Origin of the sequence: Breoghania corrubedonensis (assembly GCF_003053845.1) — a bacterium.
In the GTDB taxonomy this organism is placed as follows: Bacteria; Pseudomonadota; Alphaproteobacteria; order Rhizobiales; family Stappiaceae; genus Breoghania; species Breoghania corrubedonensis.
In genome coordinates, this window is sequence record NZ_QAYG01000003.1 from 348528 (window position 1) to 373419 (window position 24892).

Genomic DNA, 24892 nt, shown 5'->3' on the forward strand with positions numbered 1-24892 from the left:
ATGGCACTTTCGCTTGCGGGGATCGTCGGCGCGGCCATCGGGCTCTATCTGGGTTGGATCGACTACAAGCTCATGGCCGGCTATGTCCGGGCGGAGCAGAGAAAACGAAAACCGGGTCAGGCGGCCCCATTCGCCGACTGGCTCGAACGCAACACGGATCTTGTGCTCAAGATCCTGTTTGTGATCGCGATGCTGGGCTTCCCGGTCATCGGCTACCTGGCGGGCGCATCGCTCGCTGGTTGAGAAGCTGAACCGATGCTGCCGGCAACGCGGCACAAAGAGTGAGGAAAGGCGCGGACATGAGACTGGACCAGGCCGCGAAATCGCTGTTCTTGAAGGAGTTCGTATCGGCGTTTTTTCTGTCGATGCGGTATTTCTTCAAGCCGAAGCCGACGATCAATTATCCCTTCGAGAAGGGACCGGTGAGCCCGCGCTTCCGGGGCGAACATGCGTTGCGCCGCTATCCGAGCGGCGAGGAACGCTGCATCGCCTGCAAGCTGTGCGAAGCGATCTGCCCGGCCCAGGCGATCACCATCGAGGCGGGCCCCAAGCGCAATGACGGTACGCGACGCACGACGCGCTACGACATCGACATGGTCAAGTGCATCTACTGTGGCTTTTGTCAGGAAGCCTGCCCGGTCGATGCGATCGTGGAAGGGCCGAACTTCGAATTCGCGACGGAAACGCGCGAGGAGCTCTACTACTCCAAGGAGCGGCTGCTGGAAAACGGCGACCGCTGGGAGCGCGAGATCGCTCGCAATATCGAAATGGACGCGCCCTACCGATAAGGGCGGGGCGGGCGGTCTGATGGCCGCGGAGGGACGGGCGAGAGGAGCCGAGAGTGGCTCTGAAGTCCGCAGACGAGACAAGGCCTACAGGGGCACACCGAGATGATCCTTCACGCATTCTTCTTCTACCTGTTCGCCGCGGTAACGGTAGCCTCGGCCTTCATGGTCATCTCCGCGCGCAATCCGGTGCATTCGGTGCTGTTTCTGATCCTGGCGTTCTTCAATTCCGCCGGGTTGTTCCTGATGCTGGGGGCGGAGTTCCTCGCACTCATTCTGATCGTCGTCTATGTCGGCGCGGTGGCGGTGCTGTTCCTGTTCGTCGTGATGATGCTGGACGTCGATTTCGTCGAGCTCCGCCAAGGGTTTCTGCAGTACCTGCCCATTGGCGCGCTGGTGGGGATCATCCTGCTGATCGAGCTGCTGGTCGTGCTGGGAGGCTGGACGATTTCTCCCGATATCATCGCGGCGCCCACGACCCCCATCCCGGCGCTGGCCGAGATGTCGAATACCGAAGCGATCGGTGCGGTTCTCTATACGCGTTACATCTTCTTCTTCCAGATCGCCGGACTGGTGCTTCTGGTGGCGATGATCGGTGCGATCGTGCTCACGCTCAGGCACAAGGCTTACGCGAAGCGCCAGAACATCTCCGAGCAGGTGGGTCGCGATCCCAATACCGCCATTGAGGTTCGCAAGGTCGAATCCGGCAAGGGCATTTGAGACAAGACATGCGGCGATCAAGGTCGCCGGACCCGAAGAAATCAAAGAGGGACGGATCACCGTCAGGGCGAAGACAATGGAAATCGGACTGTCACACTATCTTTCCGTTGCAGCGATCCTGTTCACGCTCGGCGTGTTCGGCATCTTTCTGAACCGCAAGAACGTCATCATCATCCTGATGTCCGTGGAATTGCTGCTGCTGGCCGTCAACATCAATCTGGTCGCCTTCTCCCACTATCTGGGTGACCTGGTCGGCCAGATCTTCGCGCTGCTGGTTCTCACCGTCGCAGCCGCCGAGGCCGCCATCGGCCTCGCCATCCTCGTCGTCTACTTCCGAAACCGCGGTTCGATCGCGGTGGAAGACATCAATCTGATGAAAGGCTAACGCGGCATGTACACGGCAATCGTCCTGCTGCCGCTCCTGGGCTTCCTGGTTGCGGGCATTTTCGGTCGGGTGATCGGCGCCAAGGCGTCGGAATATATCACCAGCGGCTTCCTGATCATTGCGGCGATCTTGTCATGGGTCGCGTTCATCTCCGTCGGTCTGGGCGACGGGGAAACGCAGATCATCCCGATCGCGACCTGGATCGTCTCTGGTGCGCTTGATGTGCAATGGGCCATCCGCGTCGATACGCTGACCGCTGTCATGCTGGTGGTGGTCAACACGGTGTCCGCGCTCGTTCACGTCTACTCGATCGGGTACATGCACCACGATCCGCACAAGTCGCGTTTCTTCGCCTACCTGTCGCTTTTCACCTTCGCGATGCTGACGCTGGTGACCTCGGACAACCTGGTGCAGATGTTCTTCGGCTGGGAAGGGGTGGGCCTTGCCTCCTACCTGCTGATCGGCTTCTGGTATCAGCGGCCTTCGGCCAACGCGGCCGCCATGAAGGCGTTCGTGGTCAACCGCATCGGTGACTTCGGTTTCGCGCTGGGCATCTTCGGTGTTTACTATCTCTTCGACAGCGTCAATCTCGCCACGATCTTCGCCAATGCGCAGGGCTTCGTCGAAAGTGGCGCCGAAGGGGGCGGGGCGGTGCTGACGTTCCTCGGCACGCCCTACGAGCCGGCCACGGCAATGACAGTCGTCTGCCTGCTGCTATTCATGGGCGCCATGGGCAAGTCGGCGCAGTTCCTGCTACACACCTGGCTGCCGGATGCGATGGAAGGCCCGACGCCCGTTTCCGCGCTGATCCACGCAGCCACCATGGTGACCGCCGGCGTCTTCATGGTCGCGCGCCTGTCGCCGCTCTTCGAGCTGTCGCACACGGCGCTGACCTTCGTGACGTTCATCGGCGCGACCACGGCCTTCTTCGCGGCCACGATCGGCCTCGTACAGACCGACATCAAGCGCGTCATCGCCTATTCGACCTGTTCGCAGCTCGGCTACATGTTCGTGGCGCTGGGTGTCGGCGCCTACGGGGTCGGTGTTTTCCATCTCTTCACGCACGCCTTCTTCAAGGCGCTGCTGTTCCTCGGTGCCGGTTCGGTTATCCACGCTGTCTCCGACGAGCAGGACATGCGCAAGATGGGGGGCTTGAGAAAGCACATTCCGCTTACCTACTGGATGATGATCGTCGGCACCCTTGCGCTGACCGGCTTCCCCCTGACCGCCGGCTACTTTTCCAAGGACGCGATCATCGAGGCGGCATTCGTTGGCGACAACGCCTTCGCCCAGTACGGTTTCTGGATGACGGTGATCGCCGCGCTGATGACGTCCTTCTACTCCTGGCGGCTCATCTTCCTCACCTTCCACGGCAAGCCGCGCGCCTCCGTCGATGTGATGAAGCATGTCCATGAATCCCCGCCGGTGATGACGGTTCCGCTGATGGTTCTGGCGCTCGGCGCGCTTGTTGCCGGCTTCGTCTTCTCCGGCTCCTTCATTGGTCATCATCAGGGCGAATTCTGGAAGACGGCGCTCTTCATGTCGGCGGACAACCATGTGCTCGAAGAGATGCACCATGTCCCGCAGTGGGTGAAATGGTCTCCCTTCGTGATGATGGTGATCGGCCTCGTGGTCGCCTGGTACTTCTATATCAAGGCTCCGGACGCGCCGAAGCGGCTGGCCGCACGCCACGACGGGCTCTACAAGTTCCTGCTCAACAAGTGGTACTTCGACGAGCTCTATGACTTCCTGTTCGTGCGCCCGGCCATGAAACTCGGACGCTTCCTGTGGAAGCGCGGTGACGGCACTGTCATCGACGGCTTCGGTCCCGACGGGATCTCGACCCTTGTGCAGGATGTCACCGCCCGCGTGGTGCGGCTGCAGACCGGCTACATCTACCACTATGCCTTCGCCATGCTGATCGGCGTCGCGCTACTTGTTACCTGGACCATGTTTGCGGGCGGGGGAGCTCACTGATGAACGACTGGCCTCTGCTCACAATCGTCACGGTACTGCCGCTGGTTGGCGCGCTGTTCGTGCTTGTCGTCCAGGGAGACGACGACAGCGCCAAGAACAACATGCGCATGGTGGCGCTGCTGACGACGGGCTTCACTTTCCTCGTCTCGCTGTTCATCTGGGCCGGCTTCGATCCGTCGAACCCCGGTTTCCAGATGGTCGACAGCGTCGACTGGCTCGACGGCAAGATCGGTTACAAGATGGGTGTCGACGGCATTTCCATGCTGTTCGTCATCCTCACCACCTTCCTCATGCCTTTCTGCATCCTGGCGAGCTGGAACGCCGTGCAGATCCGCGTGAAGGAATACATGATCGCCTTCCTCGTGCTGGAAGCGTTGATGATCGGCGTGTTCTGTGCGCTCGATCTGCTGGTCTTCTACGTCTTCTTCGAAGGCGGGCTGATCCCGATGTTCCTGATCATCGGCGTGTGGGGCGGTAAGCGGCGTGTCTATGCCAGCTTCAAGTTCTTCCTCTATACGCTGACAGGCTCGCTCCTGATGCTGGTCGCTATCCTGGCGATGTACTGGGACGCCGGCACAACGGACATCCAGACACTGCTCCAGCATTCGTTTTCGCCGGAAATGCAGTTCTGGTTATGGATCGCCTTCTTCGCCTCGTTTGCGGTGAAGATGCCGATGTGGCCGGTACACACCTGGTTGCCCGATGCTCACGTCGAGGCGCCGACGGCAGGTTCCGTCATTCTGGCGGGTATCCTGTTGAAGATGGGCGGGTACGGCTTCCTGCGGTTCTCGCTGCCGATGTTCCCGGTTGCCTCGGATTATTTCGCGCCCTTTATCTTCACCTTGTCGGTCGTCGCCATCGTCTACACCTCGTTCGTGGCGCTGGCGCAGGAGGACATGAAGAAGCTGATCGCCTATTCCTCCGTCGCCCACATGGGCTATGTGACCATGGGCATCTTCACCATGACCACGCAGGGCGTGCAGGGCGGCATCTTCCAGATGCTTTCGCACGGCATCGTTTCGGCCGCGCTGTTCCTGTGCGTGGGGGTCATCTACGACCGCATGCATACCCGTGAGATTTCGGCCTATGGCGGCCTCGTCAACCGGATGCCCTGGTATGCGATGGCCTTCATGGTGTTCACAATGGCCAATGTCGGCCTGCCGGGCACCTCCGGCTTCATTGGCGAATTCCTGACCCTGATGGGGGCATTCGAGACCAACACCTGGGTCGCGACCTTCGCAACGACCGGCATCATTCTGTCGGCGGCCTACGCGCTCTTTCTCTATCGCCGGGTGGTCTTCGGATCGCTGGAAAAGGAGAGCCTGAAGTCGATCCTCGACCTCTCGTTGCGCGAAAAGGTCATTCTGGTGCCGCTGATCGCGCTGACGATCCTGTTCGGTTTCTATCCGGCACCGGTCCTCAACGTGACGGCCGCTTCGGTCGACCATCTGATCACCAATTACCACGCAGCGCTCGAGACGGCCCAAAAGACCGCCGCGCTGGTCGTGGTCCAGTAGAGCAGACCCGCGATGCAGCCTGAGCTCACTCTCATGCCCGATCTGATGCCGGCGCTGCCGGAATTGTTCCTGGCCGTCGGTGCCCTTGTCCTGTTGATGATCGGCGCCTTCGGTGGCGAACGGGCAACGCCCGCCGTAACCGGAATGTCGGCGGCGCTGATCGCGCTCGCCGCTTTAATCCTGCTGTTCATGCCGGCGGAGGGCGCCACGTTCGGCGGCGCTTTCGTTCAGGACGCGTTCGCGCGTTACCTGAAGATCCTGACGCTGATCGGTTCAGGCCTGGCGATCGCCATGTCGGTCGCCTACGGGCGAGCAGAGAAGTTCGAGCGTTTCGAGTATCCTGTTCTGATCGTGCTCGGCACGCTGGGGATGATGCTGATCATCTCGGCGAATGACCTGATCGCGGCGTATCTCGGCTTGGAACTGATGAGCCTGTCACTTTACGTGGTGGCCTCGATCAACCGGGATTCCGTTCGCTCCACCGAGGCGGGCCTGAAGTACTTCGTTCTCGGCGCGCTGTCTTCGGGCATGCTGCTTTATGGCATGTCGCTGGTCTACGGGTTCACCGGTCAGACGGACTTTGCCGCGATTGCCCAGACGTTGGCACAGCATGGCGGCTCGCTCGGTCTGACATTCGGTCTCGTCTTCGTCCTGGCTGGCATGGTCTTCAAGATTTCCGCCGTGCCGTTCCACATGTGGACGCCGGATGTCTACGAAGGCGCGCCGACCCCGGTCACCGCCTATTTCGCGGCGGCTCCGAAAATCGCGGCCATGGCGATGATCACCCGCATCGTCATCACCGCCTTCGAGCCGGTGGCGATGGAATGGCAGCAGGTTGTCGTCTTCGTCTCCATCGCATCCATGGTGCTCGGCGCGTTTGCCGCGATCGGCCAGAAGAACATCAAGCGGCTGATGGCCTATTCCTCCATCGGCCACATGGGCTATGCGCTCGTCGGGCTCGTTGCAGGCAGCCAGGCAGGCGTGCGCGGTGTGATCATCTACATGTCGATCTACCTCGCGATGACGCTCGGAACCTTCGCCTGCATCCTGGCGATGCGGCGCAAGGAAGGCATGGTCGAGGACATTTCTGACCTCTCCGGCCTGTCGCGCACCAATCCGATGATGGCGTTTCTTCTTGCGATGCTGATGTTCTCGCTCGCCGGCATTCCGCCGCTGGCCGGCTTCTTCGGCAAGTTCTACGTCTTCCTCGCGGCCGTCGAGGCCGGCTTCTATGTTCTCGCCGTTATCGGTGTGCTGACCAGCGTGGTGAGCGCGTTCTACTATCTGCGCATCGTCAAGGTGATGTACTTCGACGAGCCGGCGGCGGGCTTTGTGCCGATGCCGAGCGAGTTGAAGATCGTACTCGGCCTTGCCGGCGTCTTCGTCATCTTCTTCGTCGCCATTGCCGGCCCGCTTGTCGGCGCCGCCGGCACTGCCGCCAAGACGTTCTTCTGAGGCGGGATTGGCAGAAGAAGCGAAGGCTGTTGCCGCAGCGCCGGGATATCGGCGCAGACACCGGGAGACAGTCGGTTCGACCAGTGTCGAGGCACTTCAGGCTGCGCGGGCAGGAGATCCTGGTCGCCTTTGGCTGACGGCCGCCTGTCAGACGGCAGGTCGGGGGCGGAGGGGGAGAACATGGGTTTCGGAGCGGGGAAACCTCTACGCCTCGCTCTTGTTGACGGACCCTTGTCCTGCCGAAAGGCTCGGCGATCTTCCGATGGTGTGCTGTGTGGCGCTTGCCGATGCGGTTGAGGCCGCAACCGGAAGTCTTGGCCTGGTGAAGCTCAAGTGGCCGAACGACCTGCTTGTAAACGGCGCCAAGATTTCTGGAATCCTGCTTGAATCCGAATATATGGCTGATGGGCGTCTCGTCGTTGTGGCCGGTATCGGTGTCAATTGTGGCCATCACCCGGGCGACGCGCTTTACGCGACCATTGATCTCGCCTCCCTGGGATATCGGGTCACGCCCGACGACATGTTTAGCCGGCTTGCCGCAGCGATGGCCTCGCGTTTGGAAGAATGGCAAGCGGGAAAAGGGTTTGACGCTATCAGAGCAGCTTGGTTGCGGCGTTGCGTTGGGATCGGCGCTCCGGTAACAGTGCGCCTGCCGGACCGCGAGATCGAGGGCATCTTCAGCGCACTCGACGAAGACGGACGGCTTCTTCTGGAGACGAACTCCGGTACGATGACGATTTCCGCAGGCGATGTTTTTTTCAGTCGCACCGCCGAGCGAAACAAGGAGAACACATGACCGATACTGCCGAACTGGTGTTCTGTCCGCTGGGCGGCGTCGGCGAGATCGGCATGAACATGGGGCTCTACGGCTTCGGTCCGGCCAAGTCGCGCATCTGGTTGATGGTCGATTGCGGCGTCAGTTTCGCCGGCCCGGATCTTCCCGGCATCGACCTCATCTTTCCCGACATCCGTTTCATCGAGGGTGAGCGCAAGAATCTTGCCGGCATCGTCATCACGCATGCGCACGAGGATCACTACGGAGCGCTGATGGATCTCTGGCCGCGCCTTCAGGCGCCGCTATACGTGACGCCGTTCACCGCGGGCCTGCTCAAGGCCAAGGTCTATGGGCACGGCGGGCTCGACATTCCGGTCAATGTGGTCGAGCAGGGCGCGCGGTTCGATGTCGGTCCGTTCGATATCGAACTCGTGGCCATGTCGCACTCGATCCCCGAGCCGACGGCGCTTGCGATACGCACCAAGCTGGGCACTGTCCTGCATTCCGGCGACTGGAAGATTGATCCTCAGCCCGGCATCGGCAAACCGATCGATCTGAAGCGTCTGGGCGAAATCGGCGGGGAAGGGGTCTTGGCCCTGGTGAGCGATTCCACCAACGCCGTGCGCGAGGGCGTCAGCCCCAGCGAAGCGGACGTTGCCAAGTCGCTTACGGAAATCATCCGGGGTGCCAAGCATCGCGTCGCGGTGACGACGTTCGCCTCCAACGTCGCCAGGCTCAAGTCGGTGGCGCTGGCGGCCGAGGAATGCGACCGCGATGTGGTCGTGATCGGCCGTGCGATGAAGCGCACGGTCGATGTGGCGACCGAGCTTGGCTACATGGAAGGCGTCAAGCCGTTCCTCGATGAAGAGGCCTATGGCTACCTGCCGCGCGACAAGGTGCTGGCGCTGTGCACCGGCAGTCAGGGCGAGGCGCGCGCCGCGCTGGCGCGCATTGCCGGCGACGATCATCGTTCCATCACCCTGAATTCCGGTGACATGGTGATCTTTTCCTCGCGGACCATCCCCGGCAACGAGCGGGCGGTGAATTCCATCATCAACAGCCTCGTCGCCGACGGCATCAATGTCGTTACCGACCGTGACGGGCTGGTTCACGTCTCGGGCCATCCTCGGCTTGGCGAGATGCAGGAGCTCTACGGTTTGATCCGGCCACAGATAGCGGTGCCGGTGCATGGCGAGGCTTTGCATCTGGCGGCGCACGCGCGTTTTGCCCGCAAGCAGGGGGTGAAGACGGTTCTGTCCGGTTACAACGGAACCGTGCTGCGTCTGGCTCCCGGCAAGCCGGAAGCGATCGCCGAGGTGCCCGTCGGGCGCCTTGTCATGGACGGGACGATGCTGGTTGCGCCGGAAGTCTCCGGCGTTGCGGAGCGCCGCCGCCTGAGTTTCGCAGGGGTCGTGATCGCCAGTGTCGTGCTCGACAAGGCGGGCAATTTCGTCGCTGATACCGAAGTCGCCGTTCTCGGTCTGCCCGATGTGGATGCGGAGGGCGACGACTTCGAGGATGTCATCGTCGATGCCATCGAGGGGGCAGTGGAGAGCATCCCGCGCAAACGCCGCAAGGATCCTGAACTCGTTCGCGAAGCCGCGCGGCGCGCGGCGCGTGCGGCGGTCGTCCAGCGCTGGGGCAAAAAGCCCGTGTGCAAGATCCTCGTGAGTGTGATCGACTGAGCCACGTGGCCCGCGAAGCCCTCGCGGGCGCTGTTCTTGAGCGGATGGCGGTCGGATTGAAACGATCCGACCGATCGGCCTATGTTCAAGCGATTGATCTGAATCGTTTTCCTGCTGTTCGGGCGTTTCCGTCTGCAGGAGGGTGCTTCAGGCTCGCGTTTGAGCCGGGCTCGGGAGTGGCCGGGCAGTACGTGTTTGGAATATCGGGGAGAATATTCGCAAATGATCGGACGTCTCAATCACGTGGCTATCGCGGTTCCCGATATCGAGGCGGCAACGGCCGTTTATCGCGATACGCTGGGAGCACACGTTTCGCAGGCAACGCCGCAGCCGGACCACGGCGTCACCACGGTTTTCATCGAGTTGCCGAACACCAAGATCGAGCTGCTGGAGCCGCTGGGTGAAAACTCGCCGATTGCAAAGTTCCTTGAAAAAAATCCGAGCGGCGGCATCCACCACGTCTGCTACGAGGTCGATGATATCCTCTCCGCGCGAGATCGCCTCGTGAGCCAAGGGGCGCGGGTGCTGGGCGATGGCGAGCCCAAGATCGGTGCTCACGGCAAACCGGTCCTCTTCCTGCATCCCAAGGACTTTCTTGGTACGCTGACCGAACTGGAACAGGCCTAGAGGACGTTGGGGGACGGGGGAACGGTTATCCGTCCGGGCCCGCGTGATAACAACGATCTGGGGGCGGGGTTCGTTTTGTCCGCAGACGGATCTGTTCTGGCCGCCAAATTCCGATCGGGGGAGGGAGATCGATGGGCTTTGTCAGTTGGCTTGCGATTTATTTCATTGTCTGGTGGGCCACGCTTTTCGCGGTGCTTCCCTTTGGCGTCAGGAGCCAGGAGGAAACCGGCGAGTGGATTGAGCCCGGCTCTATGCCGGGTGCGCCGAGCCGCCCGCTCATGCTGCGCAAGGTCCTTGCGACGACGGTCGTTGCCGCCCTCGTCACCGGCTTCGTCTACTGGATCATCACCTACTCGGGGCTGACGCTGGACGACATACCCATGCCCGTCGGCTTCACGAGTGAAAGCTACAGCTGAACACGCCGTCTGCCTGAAGACAGGGAGAACATGCAGCGGCGCGATGCTGACGGCTCATTTGCCCTCGGGTTATAGCCGTGCCGGCTTGCGCGGGGCCCTCGGGCCGGCTCTTTGATGCTGGCGGCTGTTTTTCCCCGGTCCTCTTTTTTGCGGCCATGCGTGGCCACTGCCGTCGTTCCTCCGGCGCCTGATCATTTCATGGTCCCGTTTCTGCTTCCCTGGACGATTCTGCCGGAACTTCCGCCACGGCTTACCGCAGCCGGCCTGCACTTCGCCGCGCTGCGGCATGCGCATGCACGCGCGTGAGGCGTGAAAAGTCCATTTTCGGCAGTGAGTTCGCGCAAGGAATTGAATCTGCCTCTGATATAGGCAGCGTGTCCGGAATGATCATATCCGGAGCTGGGCCGCGGCATTTCTCAATCAATGTGAGCAAATATTCGGTGCAAAAAATAAGCAAGGCCGAAGCCTTGCTTATTTAAGTTCCGCGTCCAAAAACTCTCTTGCCTCGGAATTCCGTGTTTTTCGGTTCCGGGCGGCTGCAACCTTGGGATCTTTGGGATCCTTTTAGTGCGCCTGAGAGATCTTCCTCCCAAGACTCAGACCGCGATGCCTCGTATGGATCTTTCCCTTGAGGGGAGATCCTTATTATTCAGTCAACATAACGGAACGTCGCATGGCTGTCACCTATTTGTGCGTGTGCTGCATAAAATTAAAGCAATAAGCTTCTTGAACAATTATCAGGCGGCAAACGGGCGCGGCTGTGGCGTCTGGAAGCGCCTGGAAAATCCGGAGCGGAATATCCTCGGCGGGGCTTGTGTTTTGGCCGGTCATGCGGTTTGACTGCCCGCCAGACTGCCGCGCGCAGCAACCCAGAACGAAGAGCTCCACGATGCGCCTTTCCAACTACTTCCTCCCCATCTTGAAGGAGGCCCCCCGCGAGGCGGAGATCGTCTCGCACCGCTTGATGTTGCGCGCGGGAATGATCCGCCAGCAGGCTGCGGGTATCTATTCGTGGCTGCCGCTCGGCTACCGGGTTCTGCGCAAGATTGAGCAGATCGTGCGCGAGGAGCAGGAGCGCGCCGGTGCTGTCGAAGTGCTGATGCCGACGATCCAGTCCGCCGATCTTTGGCGCGAGAGCGGGCGCTATGACGCCTATGGCGCGGAAATGCTGCGCATTCAGGATCGCCATGAGCGCGAGATGCTCTATGGGCCGACGAACGAGGAGATGATCACCGACATCTTCCGCACCTACGTTCGGTCCTACAAGGATCTGCCGCTCAACCTCTATCATATCCAGTGGAAGTTCCGTGACGAGCGCCGCCCGCGCTTCGGCGTCATGCGCGGCCGTGAGTTCATGATGAAGGACGCCTATTCCTTCGACACGGACAAGGAATCGGCTCGCCATGCCTATAACCGCATGTTCGTGGCCTATCTGCGTACCTACGCGCGTCTCGGGTTGCAGGCGATCCCGATGCGGGCCGACACCGGCCCCATTGGCGGCGACATGAGCCACGAATTCATCATTCTGGCCTCCACCGGTGAAAGCCAGGTGTTCTGCCACAAGGATGTGCTGGAACTGAAGGTGCCCGGCGAAGACACCGATTTCTCCTCGGACCTGACCCCCATCGTCGACGAGTGGACGCGCGCCTACGCCGCGACCGATGAAATGCACGATGAGGCAGCGTTCGCCGAAATCCCGGCAGACAAGCAGGTTTCCGCTCGCGGCATCGAAGTCGGCCACATTTTCTATTTCGGCACGAAGTATTCCGAACCGATGGGGGCCAAGGTCGCGCAGGCAGACGGCAGCGAGCAGGCCGTTCACATGGGCTCCTACGGCATCGGTGTTTCGCGTCTTGTCGGCGGTATCATCGAAGCCTGCCACGACGATAACGGCATCATCTGGCCGGAGGCGGTTGCGCCATTCCAGGTTGGCCTGATCAATCTGAAATCCGGCGATGCGGCGACCGATGCCGCCTGTGCCGACCTCTACGAAAAATTGAACAAGGCCGGTGTCGATGTGCTTTACGACGACACGGACGGGCGCGCGGGCGCCAAGTTCGCGACGATGGACCTGATAGGGGTGCCGTGGCAGCTCATCGTCGGTCCGCGTGGGCTGGCGAGTGGCGAAGTCGAGCTCAAGCGCCGCGCGACCGGCGAACGCGAGACCATGACGATCGAGGCGGCGCTGTCGCGGCTGACGGATGCGCAGGACTGACGCGTCTTTGCCGGGGCCATTGCGGCCGTGGTCCTAAACCGGTCAACTTGATGCGGCACAAGGTGATTCCCTTGAGGCGATCGCCCCAGGTGGTGTTGTCAGACGGGAGCAGGGTATGAACGCGGCGACCGAGCCGAGCGCGACGCGGCCATTCGCGGCCTTCGAATGGATGCTGGCCGGGCGCTACTTGCGCGCCCGCCGGCGCGAGACCTTCATTTCGATCATCGCGGGCTTTTCCTTCATCGGCATAATGCTCGGCGTTGCGACGCTCATCATCGTGATGGCGGTGATGAACGGCTTCCGCGGCGAGCTGATATCCAAGATACTTGGCATCAATGGCCATCTTCTGGTTCAGCCGATGGACAGTCCGCTCGACGACTATGATGCGGTCGCGTCCCGGCTGGAAAGTGTGCCCGGCGTGCGCTTCGCCATGCCCTTCGTGGAAGGGCAGGGGCTCGTTTCCGGACCTGCCGGCGCGTTTGGGGCGCTAGTGCGTGGTGTGACGCAACACGATCTCGACCGTCTTCCGCTCGTCTCGCGCAAACTTGTCGCCGGCAGTCTGGACAATTTCGACAAGGCCGGCGGTATCGCCATCGGCTCGCGCATGGCCCGCTCCCTGGGGGTCGTGGTCGGCGATACGGTCACGTTGATAACGCCGCGCGGCAGCGTGACCCCAATGGGGGTGACGCCGCGTATCAAAGGCTACAAGGTGGTGGCGATCTTCGAGATCGGCATGTCGGAATACGACAGCACGATCGCCTTCCTGCCTTTTCCCGAAGCCCAGCTCTATTTCAACAAGGATGGGCAGGCGACGGCCATCGACGTCTTCCTCGACGATCCCGACGCGATTTCCGGCATGCGGGAGACGATCGAGGAGGCTGCCGGCCGTCCATGCTTCGTCACCGACTGGCGCCAGCGCAACACGACGTTCTTTTCCGCGCTCGAGGTGGAGCGAAACGTCATGTTCCTGATCCTGACGCTCATCGTGATCGTGGCGGCCCTGAATATCATTTCCGGCCTCACCATGCTGGTGAAGGACAAGAGCCACGACATCGCCATCCTTCGTACGATGGGGGCAACGCGGGGGGCGGTCCTGCGGATCTTCATGATCACGGGAGCCAGTATCGGCACCTTCGGCACGTTCGCCGGACTGTTGCTCGGCTACATCGTCTGCCTGAACATCGAGAGTATCCGGCAGTTCATATCGTGGGTGACACGAACGGAACTGTTTTCGCCCGAACTCTATTTCCTCTCCAAGATGCCGGCCGACATGAATGCGGGGGAGACCTTTTCCGTCGTGCTGATGGCGCTGGTCCTTTCCTTCCTTGCCACGCTCTATCCCGCGTGGCGGGCCGCTCGTCTCGATCCGGTGGAGGCTTTGCGTTACGAATGAGTGTATCCGCCCCTACCCAGTCCGCCGGGGAAAACGCAGCCGGGAACGGTGCCCCCAACGCTGCTCTTGCTCTTGTCGGCATCGGACGTCGCTATAAGGAAGGCGACCGGACGCTGGAAATCCTCTCCGACGTCAATCTCATCCTGCGTCCGGGAGAAACCGTCGCGCTCGTGGCCCCGTCCGGGGCGGGCAAATCCACGCTCCTTCATATTGCGGGGCTTCTCGATCGGCCGGATGATGGCGAAGTCTACCTCGGCGGGCGCGCGTGTTCGAAGCTCTCGGAAGATGCGCGCACCCGCATCCGTCGGCTCGACATCGGATTCGTCTACCAGTTTCACCATCTGTTGCCGGAATTCACCGCGCTCGAGAATATCGCCATGCCGCAGCTGATACGCGGGCTATCGAAGGCGGAAGCGAACAGCCGGGCGATGCAGTTGCTGAAATACATGAAGCTGGAAGCGCGCGCCGAGCACCGCCCTTCGGAGCTTTCCGGCGGCGAGCAGCAGCGGGTCGCCATCGCCCGGGCGGTGGCCAATGCACCGCGTGTGCTGCTTGCTGACGAGCCGACCGGCAATCTGGATCCCAGTACCGCTTCGTATGTTTTCGAGGCGCTGGCTAGTCTGGTGCGGGCAAGCGGACTGGCGGCGCTGTTTGCGACCCACAACATGGAACTCGCCAACCAGATGGATCGCCGCATCACCTTGTCGAATGGCCAGGTTGTCGAGATCTAGAGCGCTTTGCCATCAAACGGACCCGTTTGATAAGAATATGCTCCAGGGTGTTTATCCCTGAAAGGAGCCGACTCTGATGCCGTGTTCCGCCGGACGGAACTGGGCGGGTGGACGCTCTCGAGCGTTCCCTTTCGCGTGATTTCAGGCGTTTCCGCGGTGGTCTTCGTCGAGAACCACTGGACGCCGCCATACCGAAACCCCATTTTGCAATGCAGCATTGCCGTTGAGAGGGCGATCTCGTGTTGCAGAAGGGACGTGTGATGGCGGACGATCAAAGAGCGGAACTGGTCGGCCTGGTTCTTCAGGGCGGGGGAGCGCTGGGCGCCTATCAGGCCGGTGCGTACGAGGCACTGATGAAGGCGGGATGGGCCCCGGACTGGGTCGCGGGGATCTCCATCGGGGCGATAAACGCCGCGATCATCGCGGGCAATCCGCCTGAGCGGCGCGTTGAACGGCTGGCCTGTTTCTGGAATCGATTGTCCGGCAACCTTATGGCGATGCCGCCCGAGGGGACGGATTATCGCTCCTGGTTCAACGAAGCCAGCGCGGCGATGACGACGGCTTTCGGTCTTCCTGGTTTTTTTCGTCCCCGCACCCTGTCGCCACTCTTCAGTGCGAGAGGCTCATGCGGCGCGATTTCCTTCTACGACACCGCGCCGCTGCGCGAGACGCTGCTCGAACTCGTTGATTTCGATCTTCTGAATTCCGGTGCGGTGCGCCTCAGCGTCGGCGCGGTCAATGTGACAAGCGGCAATTTCGCCTATTTCGACACCGAGAACATGACCGTCACGGTTGATCATGTCATGGCGAGCGGTGCGCTGCCGCCCAGTTTCCCGCCCATGGAGATCGACGGCCAGATGTACTGGGATGGCGGGCTCGTTTCCAACACGCCGCTGCAATACGTTCTGGAGGACGCCGGTCCGCATGAGGACATGCTGCTGTTCCAGATCGATCTGTTTGACGCACGCGGAGAGGTTCCGCAAACGATCTGGGACGTTGAGCACCGTATCAAGGACATTCGCTTTTCGTCCCGCACACGGCTGAACACAGACCGTTTCCGGCAATTGCAGCGGTTGCGGAGGGCGGCCCGGCGTCTTTACGGCAAATTGCCGGAAAACCTGAAGCAGGATGCGGATGCGCTGTTGCTGGAGGAGGCTGGATGCGATGCGGACGTCACCGTGGTGCATCTGATCCATCGTCTGGCCCCTTACACCAAGCAGTCCAAGGATTACGAGTTCTCGCGAGCTTCCGTCAACGAGCATTGGACTGCCGGCACCAACGATGTCGTGCGCACCTTGCGTCACCCCAAGTGGCTCTCCCGCGGCAAACCGAAGGAAGGTGTCGCTGTCTTCGATCTGGCGCGAGAAGGGTAGGCGGTCTCGTCTTCCGGCAATACGGCACATGTTATGCCCCGCCTTGCGATTGCCTGATAACCCGCTGAACCAAGCCGCCATACTCGCCCCCTTGGCGCCTCACCACTGTTTGTGGCTTGGATCGTGCCGTTAATGCCTAGTTTACCTACTTGTTTATCCGGAATTGCGGCCGCCAATAAAATCTTGCAGGACGAACAAAAATAGAACAAAGTGTGATCAAACAGTGGTTATCCTGTGGAGAGACAGATGCTTCAGATCGCTCGCGATATGCTCGCCTTTGGTGTTCTTGTCCTGTTTGGGCTCTCTCTGACTGTCTGGGTCGATGTGCTGGCGCAGGTTGGTTGAACTGGGACGGTCATATTTTTCTGTTACGCCCCTGCCTGTGCATAGCGGGAAGAGGTTGGTGCGGCACGCTCGACACGGCGAGCGGGAAGCGAAACACTGGACGCGGATTCGTGATCGCCGCGCGGCGCAAGGGTTCAGCCCGTACCGTTCGTTTGCCGGGGCCGTCTTTGCGCCGCTACGCTTTGTATTGCGGGGGAGGGCGTGACGAAAGGTCTGCCTTCGTTGGCTCGCGTGACGCCGTGTCGGGCCGGTGCGAGGCGCGGGCAGAACGGTGCACACGCGCAAGTCGCGGGCAAGCGCTGGCCATGACGTTTCCATGCCCGGTGGGATGCCGGGCACCAGGGTCTTGAACAAGTCGCGATTGGATTGTCTTGATCCTGTCGCTGTCACCCTGTTCAAGGCAGTGATTCTGGAGCGTCTTCTTGTCGTTCGGACGATGTGTCCGGGGTGGGGCGCTCCGTCCGATTTGCGGGAAATCGCCTCATGGCCGATGTCGGCTTCGTTCACCTGCGCGTTCATTCAGCCTTTTCGCTTCTGGAAGGCGCCTTGCCGGTCGCCAAGCTGATCAAGCTGGCCCAGGCGGATGCCCAGCCCGCGCTAGCGATTACCGATACCGGCAATCTCTTTGGCGCGCTTGAATTCTCCGAAAAGGCGGTGGGGGCCGGTATTCAGCCGATCATCGGGTGCCAGCTTGCCGTCGACTGGGGAGGCGAGGCGTCCGCGCGCAAGTCTGCGGACGCCTATCCCGAATGCGTTCTGCTGGCCGCGGACGATGAGGGCTTTGCCCGCCTCGTCGAACTCGTCAGCCATTCCTTCATCGATACCGAACCTGGTCTGCGCCCGCATGTGCCGGCTGATCTGCTCGCATCGCATTCCGGTGGTCTCGTTGCCCTCACCGGCGGCGTCAATGGACCGATCGGCCGCGCCATCCTGGCGGGGCAGGAAGATGTCGCGCGCGCCCGCCTGCAACGCATGAAGGCGATGTTCGGCGATCGACTCTATGTCGAATTGCAACGCCATGGAATGACCGAGGAGCGTCAGTGCGAGGGACTTCTCGTCGATTACGCTTACGAGGAATCCTTGCCGCTGGTGGCGACCAACGAGCCGTTCTTCCCCACAGCCGATGATTATGAAGCCCATGACGCGCTGATCTGCATTTCGGAAGGTCGCGTGATCATCGAGGATGACCGCCGTCATCTTTCGCCGGAGCATTATTTCAAGTCGCGCGCGGATATGCTGGAGCTGTTCGCGGATCTGCCCGAGGCGACGGAGAATACCGTTGAAATCGCGCGACGGTGTCATGTGCGCGTTCCCAAGCGCCCGCCGTTGCTGCCCCGCTTCGCGGGCGCGGATGCCGATCCGGAGGAAGCGGAAAAGGCGGAGGCCGAGGAACTGGCCCGTCAGGCGCGCGAGGGGCTGGAGCGTCGGCTTGCCGCACATGGGCTAGCACCCGGCCACGAGCACAAGGACTACGAGGACCGTCTCGACTTCGAGCTCAACATCATCACCTCGATGAAGTTCCCGGGCTACTTTCTCATCGTTGCGGACTTCATCAAGTGGGCCAAGGGGCATGGCATCCCTGTCGGACCGGGCCGTGGTTCGGGCGCGGGTTCGCTTGTCGCCTGGTCGCTCACGATCACCGATCTTGATCCGATCCGCTTCAATCTGCTTTTCGAGCGCTTCCTCAATCCCGAACGCGTGTCGATGCCCGACTTCGACATCGATTTCTGCCAGGATCGCCGCGAAGAGGTGATCCGCTATGTGCAGGGCAAGTATGGACGCGGGCAGGTCGCCCAGATCATCACTTTCGGTACGCTTCAGGCGCGCGTGGTCCTGCGTGACGTGGGCCGTGTTTTGCAAATGCCCTATGGCCAGGTCGACCGGCTGTGCAAGCTGGTGCCCCAGAACCCGGCCAACCCGGTCACACTGAAGCAGGCGATCGAGGAGGAGCCGCGCCTGCAGCAGGCGGCTCAGGAAGAGGAGATCGTCAACAAGCTCCTCACCATCGGCCAGAAGCTGGAAGGCCTTTATCGCCACGCATCGACTCATGCCGCCGGCGTGGTGATCGGCGATCGGCCGCTGGAACAGCTCGTCCCGCTCTATCGCGATCCGCGTTCCGACATGCCGGTCACCCAGTTCAACATGAAGTGGGTCGAGAAGACCGGCCTCATCAAGTTCGACTTCCTGGGCCTGAAGACGCTTACGGTGCTGTCCACCGGTGTAAAGCTCGTCGCGCGCCGGGGTGTCGACGTGGACCTCTCCACCATCCCGCTGGACGATCCGCCCACCTACAAGCTTCTGACGAACGGCGAAACCGTTGGCGTTTTCCAGCTGGAAAGTGCGGGCATGCGCCGCGCCATCGCCGGCATGAAGCCGGACCGCTTCGAGGACATCATCGCGCTTGTGGCTCTTTATCGACCCGGCCCGATGGACAACATCCCGACCTACAACCGCCGCAAGCACGGCGAGGAAGAGCCCGACTTCCTTCACCCCAAGCTGGAGCCGATCCTCAAGGAAACCCACGGCATCATCATCTACCAGGAGCAGGTGATGCAGCTGGCGCAGATCCTGGCCGGCTATTCGCTTGGCGACGCCGACCTGCTGCGCCGAGCGATGGGCAAGAAGATCGCCGCCGAAATGGAGGTCCAGCGCTCCCGCTTCGTCGAGGGCGCGGCAAAGAACAGTGTCCCGGCGGCCCAGGCCAAGACGATCTTCGATCTCGTCGCCAAATTCGCCAATTACGGCTTCAACAAGTCTCACGCCGCAGCTTACGCACTCGTCGCTTATCAGACTGCCTGGATGAAGGCGAACCATCCGGTCGAGTTCCTGGCCGCGCTGATGACGCTCGACATAGGCAATACCGACAAGCTCAACGATTTCCGTCGCGAGGCGCAGCGCATGGACATTGAGGTCGTCTCGCCCGACATCAATCGTTCGTGCCATTATTTCGACGTGCAGGACGGAGCGATCATCTATTCCCTGGCTGCGATCAAGGGGGTCGGCAGCCATGTGGTGGAGCATATCGAGGACGTCCGGACCGCTGGTGGTCCTTTCCGCGACATCGGCGATTTCGCCCGCCGTATCAGCCCCAAGCAGATGAACAAACGCACGCTGGAGAGCCTGATCGCGGCTGGTACCTTCGATTGCCTCGACCCGGACCGTGCGAAGCTCATGGCGGGTATCGATCGCATCGTGGGCGAGGCGCAGCGCGCGGAGGAAAACGCGACCTCGGGGCAGGGCGACATCTTCGGCATGGGCGCACCGGAACCGTTGCGCCTGTCTCGGGTGGAGGCGTGGCTTCCTGAGGAAAAGCTTGCCCGCGAGCATGCCGCTGTCGGTTTTTATCTCTCCGCTCATCCTCTCGATGAATATCGCGGCGTGCTCGACCGCATGCGGGTGCAGATGTGGGCGTCTTTCGAGGCGTCTGTAAAGCGCGGCGCTGCGGCCGGTCGGCTTGCTGGCACGATCACAGCGAAGCAGGAACGCAAGACCAAGACCGGCAACAAGATGGGGATCGTGCGTGTGTCCGATCCCACCGGCCAGTACGAGGCTGTGCTTTTTTCCGAAGGTCTGGCGCAATTCCGCGATCTTCTGGAAGTGGGGCGTTCCGTTGTGCTCATCGTTGCCGCGGAGGTGAAGGAGGAGGGGATCGGTGTGCGCATCCAGTCGGTGGAGCCGCTGGAAGTGGTCGCTAACCGGATTCACAAGAGCCTGAAGATCTTCCTGCGCGACGGCACGCCGGTTGCCAACCTCAAGCGCTATCTCAGCCATCGTGGCGACAGCGATATTTCCATCGTCTGTCTGCTGGAGGGTGGAGCGCGGGAGGTGGAGGTGCAGTTGCCCGGCCGCTATCAGATCTCGCCCCAGGTGGCGAGCGCACTGAAGGCCGTGAAGGGCGTGGTGCAGGTGGAAATGGCCTGAAGGTCGGCTTGTTGGGAGCGGAACAATACCGTCTGTGTCCGGCTTCGCGCCAATGATGCCTTGAAACGCTTCTCCGTGCGCACTATAAGGCGCGCATTCCACACGTGGAGCAGGGCGGCGCAAATGCGCCTCAGTCCATCCGGTGATCGGGTCTTCCCGTTACCGCTCCGCGGAGGCTAACCGGAAAAACGGAGTTACCAAGGCATGGCTTTGCCTGATTTCAACATGCGCCAGCTGCTCGAAGCCGGCGTTCACTTCGGACATCAGAAGCACCGCTGGAATCCGAAGATGGGCAACTATCTCTTCGGCGTTCGCAACAACGTCCACATCATCGACCTGTCGCAGACGGTTCCGCTTCTGCACCAGGCGCTGAAGGCGGTTTCCGACACTGTCGCAGCCGGTGGTCGCGTGCTGATCGTCGGCACCAAGCGCCAGGCCCAGGAGCCGGTGGCTGATGCCGCCCGCAAGTCCGCGCAGTACTTCGTCAACGCCCGCTGGCTCGGCGGCATGCTGACCAACTGGAAGACGATCTCGGGCGCCATCCAGCGCCTGCGCAAGCTTGAGGAAATGCTCGCCAGCGAGCAGGTCACCGCTCAGCTCACCAAGAAAGAGCGGCTCTTCATGGACCGCGAGCGGGACAAGCTGGAGCGCAACCTCGGCGGTATCAAGGATATGGGCGGCATCCCCGACCTTATCTTCGTGATCGATACCAACCGTGAGGGCATCGCCATTCAGGAAGCTCGTCGACTGGGCATTCCGGTCGCCGCGATCCTCGACTCCAACTGCGATCCGGCAGGTATCACCTATCCGGTTCCCGGCAATGATGACGCCGGCCGCGCCATTCAGCTTTACTGCGACCTGATCTCGCGCGCCGCCATCGACGGCATCGCCCGCGCCCAGGGTGGCATGGGCATGGATCTCGGTGCAGCCGAAGAGGTGCTCGACGAGCCGGCTCTGGAAGCCGAGGCGGTTGAGGAAGTCGCCGCTCCTGAGACGGAAGTCGCCGCGAGCGAGAATACGGCCGCCGGCGAAGCCTGAGCGTTCGACGCCGCGCCTCGCGCGGCACGTTGCAAGACAGAACGAGGGGCCGCCGGCGGGGTGAACCGCTGTGCGGCCGTCGTTTCACGTATCATCCCCGACGCGGCCCTGCCGGTCGGGGATACTCAGCATCACGAGAGGCACCGATGACCATTACCGCTGCGATGGTGAAAGAGCTCCGCGAAAAGACCGGAGCCGGGATGATGGACTGCAAGCACGCGCTCAGCGAAAACGGCGGCGACATGGAAGCCGCGATCGACTGGCTGCGCACCAAGGGTCTTGCCAAGGCTGCGAAGAAGGCCGGCCGCGTCGCCGCGGAAGGTCTCGTCGGCGTCGTCGAGGCTGACGGCAAGGCGGCAGTCGTGGAGGTGAATTCCGAGACCGACTTCGTTGCCCGCAACGAGGGCTTCCAGGCATTCGTGTCCGACGTCTCCAAGGCCGCGCTCAATGCCGAGGGTGATGTCGAGAAGCTGGCCGCTGCGGATTATCCCGGCAAGTCCGGCACCATCGACGCCGCGCTCAAGGAACTGATCGCCACCATCGGCGAGAACATGACACTGCGCCGCACGGCGATGATATCGGTTTCCTCCGGTGTCGTCTCCACCTATGTGCATAACGCGGTTGGCGATGGAATCGGCAAGATCGGCGTGCTGGTCGGCCTGGAGTCCACTGGCGACACCGCCAAGCTCGCGGCCCTCGGCCGTCAGATTGCCATGCACATCGCCGCGACCAACCCGCTGGCTCTCTCTGCCGAGGAAGTCGATGCGGATGTGGCCGAGCGAGAGCGTCAGGTCTATTCCGAGCAGGCGCGCGAATCCGGCAAGCCGGAGAACATCATCGAAAAGATGGTGGAAGGCCGCATGCGCAAGTTCTACGAAGAGTCCACGCTGCTGAAGCAGGCCTTCGTGATCGATCCCGACAAGACCGTGGAAGGCGCCGTTGCCGCGCTCGCCACCGAACTTGGTACTGCCGTGAAGGTTACCGGCTTTGTCCGTTTCGCCCTCGGCGAGGGTATCGAGAAGGAAGAGACGGATTTCGCAGCCGAGGTCGCGGCGGCGACCTCCGGAAGCTAAGCCTTTTGGGCGTCGGAGTGATCCGGCGCCCTTTTTCTGTCTGCAATCGGTCCCGCTCCACCCCCGCTGAAGGAAAACAACAATGACCGAAGATCTGCGCTGGCGGCGTGTCTTGCTCAAACTCTCCGGCGAAGCCCTTATGGGGAGCCAGGGCTTCGGGATAGACCCTGACGTGGTCTCGCGCATCGTCGGCGATATTGCCGATGCGGTGCGGCTGGGGGTGCGGATCGGCCTGGTCGTCGGTGGCGGCAACATCTTTCGCGGCGTTCAGGTGGCTGCCAAGGGCGCTTCGCGGGCGACCGGCGATCACATGGGAATGCTTGCCACGGTCATGAACGGCCTTGCGCTCGCCGATGCGCTGCGCGGGCAGGGGATCCCGGCGCGCGTCTTTTCCGCGGTTCAGATGCCGAGTATCTGCGAGACCTTCACACAGAGAGCCGCCGACGATCGTTTCGCGGCCGGCGAGGTGCTGGTCTTCGTTGGCGGGACGGGAAACCCTTTCTTCACGACCGATTCGGGGGCGGCGTTGCGCGCGGCCGAGATGGAATGCGATGCGCTCCTCAAGGCGACGAATGTGGATGGTATCTATTCGGCCGACCCCAAGAAGGACCCGAATGCGGTGCGCTTTGACAAGCTCACGCATCAGGAAGTTCTCTCCAAGGGACTGAACATCATGGACGCGGCGGCAATAGCGCTTGCCCGCGACAACGCTATTCCGGTAATCGTGTTCTCGATTCACACCCCCGGTGCGCTTGTCGACGTCCTGCGCGGCAAGGGACGCGCGACCGTCGTCAGCGACTAGCGGGAATCGTCTGGCCGAAGGTGGCGAGGCGGCGCAGGTGCGGCAATAGGCGTGAGCCAGGGACAAGGAGCGGTGCCATGATCCGTCTCTATTGCCTGGCAGGAACGCAGGTCGACGAAAGCGCTTTCCGCGCGGGCGAAGCCGCCTGAGCGACAAATGTTAATCGCGCTAGGGTTGATATGCTCTAGGGACCGCCGGGGAGCTGAAAGCGCTCTGTTCCGGCAAGGGACGTACGAGAGGACACGATGGCAGACGTTCAACTCGACATTAAGGATCTGAAGCGCCGTATGGAAGGCGCCATTTCGGTTCTGAAGACGGAGCTTTCCGGCTTGCGCACGGGGCGTGCGTCTTCCAGCATGCTTGAATCGATCACCGTGGATGCCTACGGCCAGCAGATGCCGATCAATCAGGTCGGCACGATTTCGGTTCCCGAACCGCGCATGGTCGCGATCCAGATCTGGGACAAGAGCATGGTCAGCGCGGTGGAAAAGGCGATCCGCAATTCCAGTCTCGGCCTCAATCCGGTCGTCGATGGCACCAACCTGCGCCTGCCGATCCCGGAACTGAACGAGGAACGGCGCCAGGAACTGGCCAAGGTTGCGCACAAGTATGGTGAGCAGGCCCGCGTTTCCGTCCGCCACGTTCGTCGCGACGGCATGGAACTTCTCAAGAAACTCGAGAAGGACGGCGACATCAGCCAGGACGAGCAGCGCGGCTTGTCCGATGACGTACAGAAGCTTACCGACGACATGATCAGCGAGATTGATACTGTGGTCGAGCGCAAGGAAAAGGAAATCTCGCAAGTCTGACGCCGCACACCGTGGACAAACGGCTGGACCGATATGACCTTTACCGCAGATGCGAGTGATCTGACCGCGAGGCGGCCGTCCATTGACGGCTGCGTGCCTCGTCATGTCGCCATCATCATGGACGGTAACGGCCGCTGGGCCAAGGCGCGCGGCCTGCCGCGCACCGAGGGACACCGGCGCGGCGCCGAGGTCATCCGGCGCATCGTTCGCCGGAGCATCGAAACCGGCGTCGAAATCCTGACGCTGTTCAGCTTTTCCTCCGAAAACTGGTCGCGGCCGGCGACCGAAGTTTCCTATCTGCTGGGGCTTCTGCGCCGCTTCGTGCGTACCGACCTTGCCAACCTGCACGAGAACGGTGTTCGCGTCCGCGTCATTGGCGAGCGAGACGGGCTGGCAAGCGACATTCGCGCGCTTCTGGAAGAAGCCGAACGCCTGACATGCGACAACACGGCCCTGACGCTGGTTGTCGCGTTCAATTATGGCAGCCGGCAGGAACTGGTGGATGCCGCACGCAAGCTTGCCGAAGATGTTGCCGCTGGGCGGCTCGATTCCCGAGAGATCGACAGCGACGCAATAGCCGAGCGGCTCTACACCCGCGATATTCCCGATCCGGACCTGATTATCCGTACGAGCGGCGAGCAGCGCCTCTCCAATTTCCTGCTGTGGCAGGCGGCCTATTCGGAGTTCTACTTCGAGCCGGCTTTGTGGCCCGACTACGACAAGGACGCTTTCGACCGGGCACTGGCGTCTTATGCCAAGCGGGACCGGCGTTTCGGACGCGTATCCTCGCAGGCGGCTACATGACAAACAGGGGAGCGCCCGCTTCGCGATCAGGAAAATCAGCCGGGCA

22 protein-coding genes are annotated in these 24892 nt (G+C 61.7%); all 22 read left to right on the forward strand.

Annotated features, from left to right (window positions below):
• Complete coding sequence (locus C8N35_RS12015) at positions 1-243, forward strand: hypothetical protein (protein ID WP_107989920.1); 243 nt, start codon at positions 1-3, stop codon at positions 241-243.
• Positions 244-299: 56 nt separating this feature from the next.
• Positions 300-788, forward strand: coding sequence for an NADH-quinone oxidoreductase subunit NuoI (gene nuoI, locus C8N35_RS12020; protein ID WP_107989921.1), 489 nt, complete (start codon positions 300-302; stop codon positions 786-788).
• Between the two features lie 102 nt (positions 789-890).
• A complete protein-coding gene (locus tag C8N35_RS12025) occupies positions 891-1505 on the forward strand; it encodes an NADH-quinone oxidoreductase subunit J (protein WP_107989922.1) in 615 nt (204 codons plus the stop codon).
• Positions 1506-1581: 76 nt separating this feature from the next.
• Entirely contained in the window at positions 1582-1890 is a 309-nt protein-coding gene (gene nuoK, locus C8N35_RS12030; protein ID WP_107989923.1) for an NADH-quinone oxidoreductase subunit NuoK, read from the forward strand.
• Positions 1891-1896: 6 nt separating this feature from the next.
• Positions 1897-3867 carry an NADH-quinone oxidoreductase subunit L gene (gene nuoL, locus C8N35_RS12035; RefSeq protein ID WP_107989924.1) on the forward strand — a complete coding sequence of 657 codons (1971 nt, stop codon included), beginning with the start codon at positions 1897-1899 and terminating at the stop codon, positions 3865-3867.
• A complete protein-coding gene (locus tag C8N35_RS12040) occupies positions 3867-5384 on the forward strand; it encodes an NADH-quinone oxidoreductase subunit M (protein WP_107989925.1) in 1518 nt (505 codons plus the stop codon). Before nuoL ends, C8N35_RS12040 begins: the two co-directional genes overlap by 1 nt.
• A 12-nt stretch (positions 5385-5396) precedes the next feature.
• Positions 5397-6839 (forward strand): NADH-quinone oxidoreductase subunit NuoN, encoded by a 1443-nt coding sequence (gene nuoN / locus C8N35_RS12045; RefSeq protein WP_107989926.1) that lies wholly within the window; start codon positions 5397-5399, stop codon positions 6837-6839.
• Between the two features lie 7 nt (positions 6840-6846).
• Positions 6847-7635, forward strand: coding sequence for a biotin--[acetyl-CoA-carboxylase] ligase (locus C8N35_RS12050; protein WP_107989927.1), 789 nt, complete (start codon positions 6847-6849; stop codon positions 7633-7635).
• Positions 7632-9299 (forward strand): ribonuclease J, encoded by a 1668-nt coding sequence (locus tag C8N35_RS12055; protein ID WP_107989928.1) that lies wholly within the window; start codon positions 7632-7634, stop codon positions 9297-9299. Before C8N35_RS12050 ends, C8N35_RS12055 begins: the two co-directional genes overlap by 4 nt.
• 222 nt (positions 9300-9521) lie before the next feature.
• Positions 9522-9926, forward strand: coding sequence for a methylmalonyl-CoA epimerase (mce, locus tag C8N35_RS12060; RefSeq protein ID WP_107989929.1), 405 nt, complete (start codon positions 9522-9524; stop codon positions 9924-9926).
• 131 nt (positions 9927-10057) lie between these two features.
• Positions 10058-10342: a DUF1467 family protein gene (locus C8N35_RS12065; protein ID WP_107989930.1), complete on the forward strand. Its 285-nt coding sequence runs from the start codon at positions 10058-10060 to the stop codon at positions 10340-10342.
• Positions 10343-10957: 615 nt separating this feature from the next.
• A complete protein-coding gene (locus C8N35_RS23660; RefSeq protein WP_146177388.1) occupies positions 10958-11182 on the forward strand; it encodes a hypothetical protein in 225 nt (74 codons plus the stop codon).
• Positions 11183-11231: 49 nt separating this feature from the next.
• Entirely contained in the window at positions 11232-12557 is a 1326-nt protein-coding gene (proS, locus tag C8N35_RS12075; RefSeq protein WP_107989932.1) for a proline--tRNA ligase, read from the forward strand.
• Positions 12558-12672: 115 nt separating this feature from the next.
• Positions 12673-13950 carry a lipoprotein-releasing ABC transporter permease subunit gene (locus C8N35_RS12080; protein ID WP_210203496.1) on the forward strand — a complete coding sequence of 426 codons (1278 nt, stop codon included), beginning with the start codon at positions 12673-12675 and terminating at the stop codon, positions 13948-13950.
• Entirely contained in the window at positions 13947-14681 is a 735-nt protein-coding gene (locus tag C8N35_RS12085) for an ABC transporter ATP-binding protein (RefSeq protein ID WP_107989933.1), read from the forward strand. Before C8N35_RS12080 ends, C8N35_RS12085 begins: the two co-directional genes overlap by 4 nt.
• A gap of 260 nt (positions 14682-14941) precedes the next feature.
• Positions 14942-16054, forward strand: a complete 1113-nt coding sequence (locus tag C8N35_RS12090) for a DUF3734 domain-containing protein (protein WP_107989934.1) — start codon at positions 14942-14944, stop codon at positions 16052-16054.
• 828 nt (positions 16055-16882) lie between these two features.
• Positions 16883-20320 carry a DNA polymerase III subunit alpha gene (gene dnaE, locus C8N35_RS12095; protein ID WP_107989935.1) on the forward strand — a complete coding sequence of 1146 codons (3438 nt, stop codon included), beginning with the start codon at positions 16883-16885 and terminating at the stop codon, positions 20318-20320.
• 204 nt (positions 20321-20524) lie between these two features.
• On the forward strand, positions 20525-21358 hold the full coding sequence (rpsB, locus tag C8N35_RS12100) for a 30S ribosomal protein S2 (RefSeq protein WP_107989936.1): 834 nt from the start codon (positions 20525-20527) through the stop codon (positions 21356-21358).
• 146 nt (positions 21359-21504) lie between these two features.
• Positions 21505-22431: a translation elongation factor Ts gene (tsf, locus tag C8N35_RS12105; protein WP_107989937.1), complete on the forward strand. Its 927-nt coding sequence runs from the start codon at positions 21505-21507 to the stop codon at positions 22429-22431.
• An 82-nt stretch (positions 22432-22513) separates the two neighbouring features.
• A complete protein-coding gene (gene pyrH, locus C8N35_RS12110; protein ID WP_107989938.1) occupies positions 22514-23233 on the forward strand; it encodes a UMP kinase in 720 nt (239 codons plus the stop codon).
• A gap of 245 nt (positions 23234-23478) precedes the next feature.
• A complete protein-coding gene (gene frr, locus C8N35_RS12115; RefSeq protein ID WP_107989939.1) occupies positions 23479-24042 on the forward strand; it encodes a ribosome recycling factor in 564 nt (187 codons plus the stop codon).
• 33 nt (positions 24043-24075) lie between these two features.
• A complete protein-coding gene (locus C8N35_RS12120; protein ID WP_107989940.1) occupies positions 24076-24846 on the forward strand; it encodes an isoprenyl transferase in 771 nt (256 codons plus the stop codon).
• Positions 24847-24892 lie beyond the last annotated feature (46 nt).